The sequence below is a fragment of the Bacteroides salyersiae WAL 10018 = DSM 18765 = JCM 12988 genome (assembly GCF_000381365.1).
In the GTDB taxonomy this organism is placed as follows: domain Bacteria; phylum Bacteroidota; class Bacteroidia; order Bacteroidales; family Bacteroidaceae; genus Bacteroides; species Bacteroides salyersiae.
On record NZ_KB905466.1, the window covers coordinates 2,747,033 to 2,761,082 of the forward strand.

Here is a 14,050-nt window from a genome sequence, read left to right on the forward strand (position 1 = left end):
TTTACAATCATTGTCATGCCGGTCAGAATTTAATGGATAACCCTAAATTGATATTTCGGGTCAAAGGTACGCTGTTACCGTTTTCGTCAGCTTCCGGATCGATTACTTCCATGTTGCTCCAGGTACACACATTGTATGCATTGGCAAATACTTGCAGGCCTTTGACGAAACTCTTGGCGAACATCTTTTCGGGAAATTTATATTCCAATTGAATGGTATTCAACCGGAGGTATCTGATGTTCTTAATCCAGATAGTGTTGTCCATTGTGTTATTGGTCCCTGTAGTATTGTCGAGCGATATACGCGGATATTTTGCTGTCGGGTTTTCTGGTGTCCAGTAATCGGTTTGGTGTGCATAGATCGTTCCGTTATTGTAGAACGGATAAGCTACTCTACCGCCATTGATGTTGCGTGAGAATTTTCCCGCACCGGTAAATACGGCCGAAAGACTGAAACCTTTATAAGAGAAACCGATATTTGCACTGTAATAAAGTTTGGGTACATCGGCATATCCGATAGGCACCTGGTCTTCTGAGTTGATTACACCGTCGCCGTTGATATCTTTATAGCGGATGTCTCCCGGATGAACAGTTCCGAACGTGTGATAAGGTGCTGCGGCTATCTCTTCATAGGAGTTGAAAAAGCCTTCGGCTATATATCCTCTTTTGGTACCGATAGAGTAACCCGCATTACGCATCCACGGGTAGGGCTGTTCAGCCTGTCCGTCTTCTTCCAACAGGTTGTTGGCATAAGAGAAAGTTCCGCCTACTATATATCCCCAGTCACCGATTTTATCGTTCCATCTTGCGGTAAGTTCCACGCCTTGTGAATGTGTTTTTCCCAGATTCTCCGAGATTCCCACATCATATCCGTATAGGAAACTTAAGCGATTGTTGGTCATATAGATGTCTGTTCGTTTATCATGGAAATATTCGGCTGTGATGTTGAATCGGTTATTGAATAAACCGGCTTCAAGTCCGATGTTGCCTTGTTGAACTTTTTCCCAAGTTGCATTGGGATCAGCGATAATACCTTCCCGGTATCCGGGAGAACCCGCCATACTGTTTCCAAAGGGATAACTGCCCGGTACGTTTTCGAGCGACCCGATATAAGCATGTTCGGCAATACCCCGATAGTTTCCTGTTTTGCCGAAGGAACCTTTTAGCTTTAGATAAGGGATCCACTCTTTGATGCCTTCGAAGAAGGATTCATTGGATAGAGTCCAGCCGGCGGCAATGGTCGGGAAGAATCCGAAACGGTCGCCTTTTTTGAAAAGATAGGCACCGGAGTAGCTCATCAGAAGGTCGATTCCATATCTTTGGTCATAATTGTATCCCAACCATGCGTTGGCACTTTGAAAGCGTTTCGGGATACTCACTTCATTGGAACTTTCGTATTGGTTATAGAAAGCAAGTGCGGAGAGCTTATGTTCACCGAAGTTTCTGACGTAGGATAGTTGGGCTTCGATGGTGGTGCGCCTGTATGAATCTTTGGTACCTATGGTATTCTGCATCTTGGTGTCCTCGCCTGTCTTCATCAGTACGTTGGGAGTGTTGCTTTCCGGATTCAACAGATAGGAGGCATATCCTTTGGAACGGTTGGTAACAGCCTGCGTATAGGAATCCATAGAGAACGTGACGGATGCTGAAAGCCCTTTGGTTATCATATTCAGATTTTGGGAAACTTTGGCCCGGAAAGATCCGTATGTGGAATGAAAAGTACCATATCCGGCTCTGTTTAAGAGTGCCCACGGATTGATTCTTCCGTCACCGGCTACTATTTTTCCATTATAACTGCTTACTCTGTCACCTGATTGATCTACATATTTTCCGTTGTCAACGTAATACTCCGGGAACAAGTTGGGCGGAGTGGATAATAGAGCTTGATATACGGCTGCCGAGTTGTTGCCTGGGCGGTTTTGCTTTTCATCGAGCCCGTATAAATCCAGCGAAAACAGGGTAGTGGATGTAACGTCGAATTCTACATTAGAACGTACGTTAAAGCGGTCTATTCCGTTGTTAGTGCTGTAATCGTATTCGTCACCTGTCTTATAGAAACCGTCCTGGGTAAGAAGCCCGGCGTTGATGAAATACCGTACTTTTGCAGAGCCACCGTATAGGTTGAGGTTGTATCGTTGCATCCACGAACATGATTTCATCAGATTATCGAGCCAGTTTACATCCGGATAAAGTTCGTTGTTGGTACCATTGCGGTATCTGGATAAATAATAGTCTGTATAAAGAGGTTCACCTCCCTTGTTTAGCATCGCTTTGTTGTAATGAGTGGCATAACCTAAAGCGTTCAGTCTGTCCAGTTGTTTTAACGGTTGCTGGTTTATGACCTGTGCGGTCAATTCTATTTGTGGCTTGCCAATCACGCCTTTGCGTGTATTAACCAGTATGGCACCGTTCGAGCCACGCATTCCATACAAAGCTGTGGCAGCTGCGTCTTTCAGGACAATGACCTCTTCGATCTCGTATGGGGATAAAGAGCCAAACTCCCGCTCCTGCCCGTCTACCAGCACCAGTACCCCTTCTGAATTGGTTCCTGTACGCAATCCTCTTATCCAATAGTTCGGTGCTTCGTTAAGTATCCCGCCGCTTTTCTGACGGGAATAAAAACCCGGAACGAGACCGGCCAATGCATTACCTAAATTAGAAATGGGTAAATTACGAATTTGATCGCCGCTTACCCGATAAGCTGATCCGTTGAACTCGTCCCAGTTGATTTTCTGGAAGGACAAATCCAGCTCTTTAGTTTTCTCCTTGTCCGTATCCATTGTCTCCTGAGAGAAAGTGAAATTTGAGAAAAGCAGCATGTGGCATGCCAACAGACACCATAACCGTTTTCTTACCAAAGGACGAAAAGTTCGAAAGCGTTTCATGTTTTCGTGTTCTTTCATCATAAAATTAAGTATTAACATTTGATTAATTTATTTAGAAGCGTTTCTTCTTTGTCGTTGCGAAGGTATACGCTTTTTAAAGTTTGTATCTTCATCATTGTTCTTAAGATAGCTATTTATGTTCATCGGAAGGCTTTTCGTGCAGGTATCCTATTGTTTTTTGCGAATATCCATTTCGGCGCCTGTATCGCCCTGTTCCGTCATCCACTTTTCCAATGCCGCTTGCATGGTGGCGATGCGTTTGGTATGTTTTCGTTCGGTGGCGATGTTATTCAGTTCCCAAGGGTCGTTCTTCAAATCGTAGAATTCGATGGCGGGACGTGTGGTATAATGATCGACCAGAAAGCGGGCCTGTTCATTTTGTCCGGCCTGTTGCAGCCAACTTTCCCACATCTCATCTTTATTTTTCTTTCCCATCATATGTTTAAGAAAGAAAGGCTGATCGTGCTTCAGATTCAGAATCAGTTTATAGCGTTTGTCCTGTATGCTTCTGACCGGATACGGATTCCCTTCCGGGACATTGTTGTGCATGCAGTAAGCCCATTCCCGGTGTTCTTTCTTCTTTCCCTGCAATACGGGCAGGAAGCTGCGGCCATCGATCTGCCCGATTGTTCCGTTTCCGGTGAAATCCATCAGGGTGGGTAATATATCTTCGTATTGCACAATGGCGTCGGTGGTACTCCGGGGCTTTATGGCTTTGGGATACCGGGCCAGCATGGCACTGTGGGTTCCGTATTGCCAGCATGTCCATTTGCCGAAAGGGAACTTCGGACCTTGCTCACCCAGAAAAAGAACCAGGGTATTGTCCAATTGCCCGGTACTTCCGAGTACCTCTAATACGGAACCTACTTCATTGTCTAAGGCGCGTATTTCTGCTAAGTACCGGCGGAATAGTTCGCGGGTTTCGTCGTTGTCCACGCAGTTAGGGGGCAACACGATCTTTTCTTTATCGAATTCCTCCGGATTTCCCCATGTCCAGGGGGCATGAGGATGGATGCTGCACACAAAAAGGCAAAAAGGCTCGTTGTCCCTCGTTATAAATTCCCTGATTCCATCGGTGGTATATTCGGCTGTGCGGGAGGTGCAGATGGTTTCGAAACCGGGTACCTCTTCGAAGTTGAATACGGAACGTGGATTAGTGTGCTGCTTGCCTGCGCGTCCCACCCTGTAACCGGCCTGCGAAAGATAATGTGTCACACTTTTTATGTCCGGGTAGGATGCTTTATGGTTTTGAAACGAACCGTGATGGGCCGGATAGAGGCCGGTATACAATGATGCCCGGAGTGGTACACTCATGGCACAGGATGCGTAGTTGTTTGTAAAACGCATCCCTTCAGTAGCTATCCTGTCTATATGGGGGGTGATTAAATTTTCTCCGCCGTAACAACTCAGCTCGTTGGAACCCAAATCATCTGCCAGAATAACGACTATATTAGGTGAATCGGTGCCGGCTGGGGTTACTCCCCAACTTGTAAATAATGGCAGGCCGGAAAAAAGGGTTAACAAATAAGATCTCATAACACGCGATTTTTATTTTTATCTTTTGCAAATGTAAGCAAAGGTAGAGATGTGGATATGCACAGTCTTTCTTTTCAATAGCACTATTGTGCAATGAACTCTGCATTTTGTTTAATATATCTTCACTATGGTTGCCGGCAGGAGCACTTTTAATCTAAATTTCGACCATGAACAATGCTTGTTGTCCTACGAACAATGCTGTCTCGCAGTATGTATACATATGCCTACTTTTGCTTTCGATATAAAACATAAATTTGAATAAAGATGAAACGAGTAAAATTCTTAGTGTTCACCATTATCAGTCTGATGTCATTAACGGTGTATAGCCAAAAGGGGGCAACCCCCAACTATACAAACAATCATTATCCTCTACTGGAGAAGCCTTACGTTGAATTACCTATCGGCGCGATAAAACCTGCCGGCTGGCTGGAACATCAACTCTCTACAATGGTTTCCGGCCTTACCGGTAATTTAGATAAAATCTACGGGCAGGTGATGGGGGAACGTAACGGATGGCTTGGGGGAGATGGAGATGTGTGGGAAAGAGGACCTTACTGGATTGACGGCCTGCTACCGTTGGCTTACATCTTGGATAATGACACTCTGAAACAAAAAGTGCAACCTTGGATTGAGTGGGCGCTGGCTTCTCAAAAAGCGAATGGCTATTTCGGCCCGGATAAAGACAGAGGACCGGAGCGGGGACTTCAGCGTAATAATGCACAAGACTGGTGGCCCAAAATGGTTGTACTAAAAATCATGCAACAATATTATTCTGCTACAGGAGACGAGCGGGTCATTACCTTTATGACTAATTATTTTAAATATCAATTGGAGCAATTACCCCAAAATCCGTTGGACAGATGGACGCATTGGGGAAAATTCCGTGGAGGTGATAATCTGATGGTGATTTATTGGCTTTATAATATTACCGGAGATAAGTTCTTGCTCGAGTTAGGCGATTTGGTACACCAACAAACATTGGACTGGACGAATGTTTTTCTCGAAGGAACTCAATTGATGACACAGCACAGCCTGCATACTGTAAACCTGGCTCAAGGCTTTAAAGAACCTGTTATCTATTATCAGCGTGATTATGACCGCAAGCGCATCGACGCCGTGAAAAAGGCATCGGAGGTGATACGCAATACCATTGGGTTTCCTACCGGTATTTGGGCAGGCGATGAGTTGATCCGCTTCGGCGATCCTACGCAAGGTTCTGAATTGTGTGCGGCTGTAGAGATGATGTTTTCTCTTGAAAAGATGTTGGAAATTACCGGAGACACGCAGTGGGCCGATCAACTGGAAAGAATAGCTTATAATGCGTTGCCTACGCAGGTGGATGACAACTGTTCTGTGCGGCAATATTATCAACAGGTGAATCAGATAAAAGTGTCTTATGAACCGAGGACGTTCGTTACTCCTCATTCGCATACGGGAAATCTTTTCGGAGTATTGGCGGGCTTTCCTTGCTGTACCTCCAATTTACATCAGGGATGGCCTAAGTTGGTACAGAATCTTTGGTTTGCCACCTATGATAACGGAATTGCGGCATTGGTATATGCACCCTCTAAAGTCACGGCGAAGGTGGCTGGGAATGTGACGGTGGATATAGAAGAGAACACCGGTTATCCGTTTGATGAGATCATTCGGTTTAAGATGAATTTCCCCGATAAAAAAGCTCGGACGGCCCGTTTCCCTTTCCATCTGCGTATTCCTGAGTGGTGTGAAAAGCCGGTGATCCGCGTCAATGGCGAAGTCGTTTCGTGTGTACCGGTTGCCAATATTGCCGTGTTGGAACGTACTTGGAAGAGTAACGATGAGGTTACTTTGGAACTGCCGATGTCGGTGACTGCCAGCTATTGGTATGATGGGGCTGCTGTTATAGAGCGTGGGGCACTTATCTACGCACTTAAACTGAATGAAAACTGGGAAGCAAAAAACATTGATGATGGTTCGGAACGTAACGGGGAGAAATATTATCAGGTCACTACCGATTCTCCTTGGAATTATTGCTTGTACAAAAGGAATCTCCGACCAGAGAATTTAAAGGAAAGGTTCGTGGTTGAAAAAACAGGACCGGTTTCGGCGAACCCTTGGAATCAGGAAAATGCACCGGTTATTATTAAGACTAAAGCACGCCGTTTACCGGAATGGACAGAGCACAATGGATCGACGGGGCCTGTTAGTTACTTCTTCCAGCGTATGGAACCTATCAGGGAAAATGCAGAAGTGATAGAACTGATTCCATATGGATGTACCACACTGCGTATAGCCGAATTCCCTATCAGATGAGAATAACCTTCAACAGTAAGTATCATGAATATTAGGCATATTTTATATTTTGTTTTTTTGTTCTGTGCAATAAGTTGTAAGAGACCGGATGCTACGGTCATAAGTTATTGCAATCCGATTCCTATAAATCTGGGGGATCCTTATATTCTAATGGCTTCGGACGGGAAATATTATCTGTACGGTACTTCTGGTGAGAATGGTTTCAGGGCCTACTCTTCCGATAATCTGTCCGATTGGAAAGAAGAGGGAATAGTTTATCAGGGCAGATCGTCTACTTCGTGGGCAACAGACTGTTTCTGGGCGCCGGAGGTATATGAAAGAGATGGAAAATACTACTTATGGTATAGTGCGAACTGGAAATATAATCCGACCGGTGAAAAAGAAAATTTCCGGATAGGCGTAGCTGTTTCCGATAATCCTTTGGGGCCTTTTAAGGAGATGAACGATGGCCCTTTATTTGATCCGGGATATCCTGTGATTGATGCCAATGTGCTCTTTGATGATGAGAGCGGAAAGGTGTACCTTTATTATTCCCGTTGCTGTTACAAACATCCGGTGGAAAGTGAGATTGCTGACTATGCAAAGAAGAATGGATGGTTTGACGAGATTGAGGAGAGTTGGATTTACGGAGTTGAAGTAGCTCCCGACTTTTCGAAGGTGATAGGTGAACCGGTATTGCTTTTGCAACCGCCTTTCTCAATGGATGATTTACAGGCAGAATGGGAGAGCCGCTCGGTACTGAATAAGGAGGTGAACAGGCGCTGGACGGAAGGTTCGTTTATATTCAAGGAGGGGGAGACATATTACATGATGTATTCTGCTAATTATTTTGTGGGTAATGATTATGCAGTAGGGTATGCTACAGCTACTCATCCGTTGGGGCCTTTCCGTAAATCGGCAGATAACCCGGTATTACAGAAGAATGTGGAGAATGGGGGAGAAGTAACTGGAACCGGACATAATATGGTATTGTCACTTCCCGATGGTCAGAAACTTTGTGTTTATCACGGGCGAACCCGGAAAACAGGAAGAAAACGGGTCGTGTTTATAGATCGTATGGAGATAAAGGCAGATGAGACACTCGTTGTTTACGGCCCTACTATCGGAACTCAAGCGATCGAAGTTGTAAAGACGCTCTTTTAAACAGCGTTTCACTATTGTGAGACGAACGTCTCTCAATAGTGAGATGATCATTTCATAGATGTGAGACGTGCGTCTCTCAATAGTGAAACGAAAAATGTTCTTACTGGAAACCGGCTATGAGGACATTAAAATCGATTAATAATAAATTACTCTAATTTTATATTTATGGTACGAATGTTCATGATTATCTGTTCTTTATGTTTTTCTTACATCTCATTTGCCTGGTCTCCACAGGGCAACAAGATAAAGACCCGATGGGCAGAACAAGTAACAGTAGAAAATGTTTGGCAAATTTATCCACGCCCGCAATTGAAGCGAGTGAACTGGAAGAACCTCAATGGTTTGTGGAAATATCAAGTGACGGAAATGAATCGGAAAAAGAAAGATGTGCACTACGGTGATGAAATACTGGTTCCTTTTTCCATTGAATCGTCTTTGTCGGGAGTAGAGGGACAGTTTGGCCCTTCGGATAAGCTATGGTATCGTAAAGAGTTTACTATTGATCCGGACTGGAAGGGCAAGCAGATTCTTTTGCATTTCGGTGCTGTTGATTATGAATGCCAGGTATGGGTGAACAATATACTGGTCGGGAAGCATACAGGAGGAAACAATCCTTTCTCTTTTAACATTACTCGTTTCTTGAAAAAGGATGGTAAGCAGGTAGTTGAATTGAGTGTGACTGATCCTACGGATACGGAATCCATTACCCGGGGGAAACAGCAGCTCAACCAGCGGGGTATTTGGTATACTCCTGTTTCCGGTATCTGGCAGACTGTTTGGATAGAACCGGTGAATCCTGTTTATATTCGGCAGATGTGCCCCGAAACCAATATTGAGAATAGTACGGTGAAACTTCACTTTGACATTGCCGAATCTGTAGGAGACGAATCTCTGCTTGTGAAAGTATTTGATGGGGAAAAGAATATCCTGACCTCCGAACAGAAACTGGGTAAGGACATCGAGTTGCAGATTCCTGGCCTTGTATGGTGGTCGCCGGAAAACCCGAAACTTTACGATTTGGAAGTCTCTTTGTGCCGGAATGGGAGAACATTGGACAAGGTAACCAGCTATTTTGCAATGAGAGATGTTTCGATTGTCAGGGATGAAGCCGGATACAAAAGAATTTGTTTGAATGGAAAGCCTGTGTTCCAGTATGGCACATTGGATCAGGGCTGGTGGCCTGATGGCTTGTTGACACCTCCTTCACCCGAAGCTATGATCTGGGATATGGTTCAATTAAAAGAGATGGGATTCAACACCATACGCAAACATATTAAAGTGGAACCTGCTACTTACTATTATTATGCCGATTCGCTGGGAATAATGATTTGGCAGGATATGCCTTCGGGATTCGCTACGGCACGTAAAGAGACGGAACATCTTTCGCATACGGATGAAAAGGATTGGGATGCTCCTACGGAGGTCTCGGCTCAGTGGCTTAAAGAACTGGACGAGATGATCGATCATTTACGCTTTTTCCCCTGTATCACGAGCTGGGTTGTTTTTAATGAAGGGTGGGGACAACACAACACAGTCGAAGTAGTGGAGAATATGATGCAGAAAGACCGGACGAGAATTATTAATGGCGTGAGCGGATGGACCGACCGAAAGGTGGGACATGTGCACGATATTCATAATTATCCGTCTGCTTCGATGGTGTTGCCTGAGTTTACTGATGACCGGGTAGCCGTATTGGGAGAATTCGGCGGATTGGGGTTTCCGGTAGAAGGTTCGCTTTGGAATCCCGGTATGAATAACTGGGGTTATAAGAATATTGACGGAAGCATTGAACTGTTGGCCGATTATAGCCGGCTGATGTATGATCTTGAAACGCTCATTGCTCAAGGTTTAAGCGCCGCCATTTATACCCAAACGACGGATGTGGAGGGTGAAGTGAACGGGTTGATTACTTACGACCGTAAGAAAATAAAGATTCCGGCCAATACATTGCATATGTTACACTCCCGTTTGTATAGTATTCGTTCGACCCAACCCGTATTTCTGATACCGCATTCACAAAAGCAGAAACAGACCAAGCATGAAGTCAGCGTGAATGGTGAAGTGTATCATACCGAGTTTCCTTTTAAGATTAAAGATAAGGGGGTGATACGGTTGAAGGAGATATTTCATGTGGACAAACCTTTTGAACGTCTGTCTTTATGGTTATATGCGAATGGTCCGACCACCGTGTGGCTGAATGGTGTAAAAGTGCTGGATCAACCGATTAGATATACCCGTAACTATAATCAATATAATCTGAGTGATTATAGTTATTTATTGCACAATGGGGAAAATACGGTGGAGATTACTATAAATAAGCAGAATGGAGAAAGGAGTTTGCTTTTTGATTATGGGTTGACTGCATTTTAAGAGAAAGTATTTCAATTTCTGAAAATTATATATCATAATTAATAATATCATGAAAATTTATCTTTTGTTCATGTTGACGGTGTTTTGTGCTTCCTGTAGAAATGATGGGAAGCCTATACTTCCTTTGTTAGATGCTGATGATTTTTCCACGACGGTCGATGGAAAACCAGTTGCATTATATACGCTTGAATCCGGTAATGGGATATATGCACAAATAACGAACTATGGCGCACGTGTGGTGAGTTTGCTTACTCCCGATAGAAATAGTAATTATGAAGATATCACGTTAGGTTTCGAAAAGATAGATCATTATCTGGATAATAAAGGTGAACGGTTTCTGGGGCCGGTTGTGGGGCGTTATGCCAACCGTATAGCAAATGGCAAGTTTTCCTTGGATGGAACGGAATATAACTTAGTCCGAAACAATGATGGACAAAGTTTGCATGGAGGAAACAAGGGATTGGATAGAATTGTTTGGAATGTAGATAGGGTCACAGATAACGAAGTCGCTTTTTCATACATGTCTCCTGATGGAGAAGAAGGCTATCCCGGTACAGTTGTTTTTAAAGTTGTTTATATGCTGACTTCGGATAACGAACTGAAAATAACGTATAATGCCGTGACTGATAAACCAACTGTCGTGAACCTCTCTTGTCATGCTTTTTTTAATCTGAAAGGTGCGGGTAACGGGACGGTCGATGACCATATTCTAACCATAAATTCCAGTCGTATCACACCGGTTGATTCGTTCTTGATTCCTACTGGCGAAAGAGTGCCGGTAGAGGGAACTCCTTTTGATTTTAGGGTACCAACGGCCATAGGAGCGCGTCTTGATCAGGATAATGAGCAATTGAGATTTGGTAAGGGATATGATCATAATTGGATTATTGATAAGAAAATAGAGGGTGTGGAACAGATAGCTTCTGTCTATGAACCTACTTTGGGCCGTTATATGGAAGTATGGTCTGATCAACCGGGACTACAGTTTTATGGGGGTAACTTTTTCAATGGGAAGGTGAAAGACAAATATGGGAAACCGATGAGGTTTCGGGAGGCAATTGCATTGGAGACACAAAAGTTTCCGGATAGTCCCAATCATCCAGACTTTCCGACTACTCGCCTTAATCCGGGGGAAGTTTATGTTCATACGTGTATTTATAAATTTATGACGAAAAATGAATAACGAGGAACATCCTTTTTCAGAGCAGGCCGGTTGGAGAGAAAGTTGGATTCTGTTTACTCTGCTTCTTTTATTTTCCAGTTCCGGAGTAATACGGGCTGTAGAAGGTGACACCGTAAGAACCTTTAGTAATCCTGTTTTTAAGGGAGCCGATCCTTGGGTATATAAGACCGATAGTTGTTACTATTACTGTTTTGTATATAAAAAAGGACTTGCGGTTTCGAAGACAAAGGAACTACATAAAAAAGGGCAACTTGTAGAAGTTTGGAAGGCTCCGGCAGAAGGATGGAACAGGAGTTGTATTTGGGCTCCCGAACTGCACTATGTGTGTGGAAAGTGGTACATTTATTATGCGGCCGGTGAGTCTGGACCTCCTTATATACATCAGCGTACTGGTGTACTCGAGGCAGTAAGCTCGGATCCTCAAGGAGCTTATATCGACAAAGGGATGATTTATACGGGAGACAATGTAGATTGTTGGCCGGATACCGATGCGAACCGTTGGGCTATCGATATGACTGTTTTTGAATGGCAGAAAAAACTGTATGCCGTTTGGTCTGGATGGGAGAATAATGAATCGACCGATAAAACACGTCAGAACTTGTACATCGCTGAAATGGAAAATCCTTGGACTATATCGACCAATCGGACACTTTTATCCGAGCCGGATCAACCTTGGGAAACAGACGGAAGATTAGACTTGAACGAGGGACCACAGGTATTGATAAACGAAGACCGGTTGTTCATCATTTATTCTTGTGGACAATCGTGGCTACCTACGTATAAATTAGCTCAGTTGAAGTTAAAGAATCCTGACAACAATCTGTTGGATCGTGACAATTGGATAAAGTCGGGGCCTGTTTTTACGGGTAATGAGGAAGTTTATGGGGTGGGGCATGCTGGTTTTACGACTTCCCCCGATGGCACTGAGCATTGGATTGTATATCATACAAAAGTGGATCGAAAACCAGGATGGGAGCGGCATATTTGCTTGCAGCGTTTTATTTTTGATTTTGATGGCTCTCCGTATTTTGGGAAAGCACAACCAGTCACCGTTCGTCAACCTTTACCGTCTGTTAGTGGAATAAATAAAAGGAATAATTAGGTATATTATGAAAAAGAATTTATTTATCGGGGTGTCTCTGACGGTGGGTATTCCCACTACGACAATGGCACAACAGAAACAGCCGGAACACCCCAATCTGATATTTATTATTACCGATCAGTTGAGAAATGACGTATTTGGCTGCCGGGGAGATGAGATAGCCAAGACTCCCAATATCGATCGTTTTAAGGCGGAAAGTGTTGACTTTACAAATGCCGTGGCTGTTACTCCGGTGTCGGCAGCAGCACGGGCCTCTCTTTTTACTGGAAAGTATTCATCCAGCACGGGAATGGTCATTAATGAACTTCGTCTGAACCCTAATCAGCGCGCTATGGGACATGTTTTTACAGAAAATGGATACAATACTTCTTATATCGGGAAATGGCATTTATATGGTACTTGCTCGGATCATGAAAATGATGACTGTGCTTTTATTCCGAAAGGTCCCGACCGTTTGGGGTTTGATGATGAATGGAAAGCTTATAATTTTCATCATACGAATATGAACTCTTATTATTATGAAGATAGGAAAGAAAAAATCTATTACGGTGAAGGAAGTTATGAACCGGAGGAACAGTTCCGTTTAGCGATCCGTTCTTTAGAACGGTTGCAGAAAGAAAATAAGCCATTCGCCTTGTTTCTGTCAGTAGGTGTTCCTCATGATCCGTGGACAAAAGCAAATGTGCCCGAAAAATATTATAACCGTTACAAGGATGTTCCTTTTACGTTACCATCTAATTGGAACGATATTCCGGATAAATATATGGATCGGAATACAAATCCTCAGAGATGGGTGAATTATTGGAAAAAAAATATACCGGAAATGAAGCGGGTGTATTATTCTATGGTGTCCAGCATCGATGATTATTTGGGAGACTTAATGTTGAAAGTTACTGAGCTCGGGCTGGATGAGAATACGATTATTGTTTTTTTCTCTGATCATGGTGAAATGTTCGGAGAGAATGGACGTATCTTCAAGATGATTTTTTACGATAGCGCGGCGAAAGTTCCGTTTATGGTACGTTGGAATGGAAAAATCAAACCCGGTCGGGAGGTAGATACTTGTTTGAATACTCCTGATATTATGCCTACTTTATTAGGGATGATGAATCTGCCAGTTCCAGATTCTGTAGAAGGTATGAACTTGTCTCCATTGGTTTTAGGTGAAAAATGCAAAGAACCGGAGTTTGCTTTTATGCAAGGGATGGGACATACGTTTCAATGGAAAGACGGATATGAATGGAGAGCCGTACGGGATAAACGATATACGTATGCGACGTATCTGGTAGATAATTCCGAATTGTTGTTTGATAATATTAAAGACCCGAAACAAACGGTTAATCTGGTAAATGATCCGAAATTGTTTAAAGTCTTGGAAGAGAAGCGGAGACAGATGAAGAATAAAATGAGAGAATTAAATGATGAATTTAAACCTTGCTCTTGGTATCGTGGGCGTTGGGTCGATGAAGATAGATGTATACAAGCATCAGCGAAAGGTAAATTTTGATTGTTGTGCATTTCAGGAGGACAGAGAAGAAGT

Annotated in this window: 8 protein-coding genes; 6 read left to right on the plus strand and 2 right to left on the minus strand. The window is 43.5% G+C overall.

What is annotated here, in order from left to right:
* Positions 1-22: 22 nt before the first annotated feature.
* A complete protein-coding gene (locus HMPREF1532_RS10050; RefSeq protein ID WP_005928541.1) occupies positions 23-2,905 on the minus strand; it encodes a SusC/RagA family TonB-linked outer membrane protein in 2,883 nt (960 codons plus the stop codon).
* Between the two features lie 147 nt (positions 2,906-3,052).
* Entirely contained in the window at positions 3,053-4,420 is a 1,368-nt protein-coding gene (locus HMPREF1532_RS10055; RefSeq protein WP_005928542.1) for a sulfatase family protein, read from the minus strand.
* Between the two features lie 264 nt (positions 4,421-4,684).
* Here HMPREF1532_RS10055 and HMPREF1532_RS10060 point away from each other — a divergent pair, with 264 nt between their 5' ends.
* The 6 genes from HMPREF1532_RS10060 (at position 4,685) to HMPREF1532_RS10085 (ending at position 14,017) form a co-directional block, all read left to right on the plus strand.
* Positions 4,685-6,712, plus strand: a complete 2,028-nt coding sequence (locus tag HMPREF1532_RS10060; RefSeq protein WP_005928543.1) for a beta-L-arabinofuranosidase domain-containing protein — start codon at positions 4,685-4,687, stop codon at positions 6,710-6,712.
* Between the two features lie 24 nt (positions 6,713-6,736).
* Complete coding sequence (locus HMPREF1532_RS10065; protein ID WP_005928545.1) at positions 6,737-7,855, plus strand: glycoside hydrolase family 43 protein; 1,119 nt, start codon at positions 6,737-6,739, stop codon at positions 7,853-7,855.
* A gap of 165 nt (positions 7,856-8,020) precedes the next feature.
* Positions 8,021-10,225, plus strand: coding sequence for a glycoside hydrolase family 2 protein (locus HMPREF1532_RS10070; protein WP_005928547.1), 2,205 nt, complete (start codon positions 8,021-8,023; stop codon positions 10,223-10,225).
* Positions 10,226-10,274: 49 nt separating this feature from the next.
* Positions 10,275-11,408: an aldose epimerase family protein gene (locus HMPREF1532_RS10075; protein WP_005928549.1), complete on the plus strand. Its 1,134-nt coding sequence runs from the start codon at positions 10,275-10,277 to the stop codon at positions 11,406-11,408.
* On the plus strand, positions 11,401-12,510 hold the full coding sequence (locus HMPREF1532_RS10080) for a glycoside hydrolase family 43 protein (protein WP_005928552.1): 1,110 nt from the start codon (positions 11,401-11,403) through the stop codon (positions 12,508-12,510). The genes HMPREF1532_RS10075 and HMPREF1532_RS10080 overlap by 8 nt, the downstream gene beginning before the upstream one ends.
* Before the next feature lie 7 nt (positions 12,511-12,517).
* Positions 12,518-14,017: a sulfatase family protein gene (locus HMPREF1532_RS10085; protein WP_005928555.1), complete on the plus strand. Its 1,500-nt coding sequence runs from the start codon at positions 12,518-12,520 to the stop codon at positions 14,015-14,017.
* The last annotated feature ends 33 nt before the right edge of the window (positions 14,018-14,050 follow it).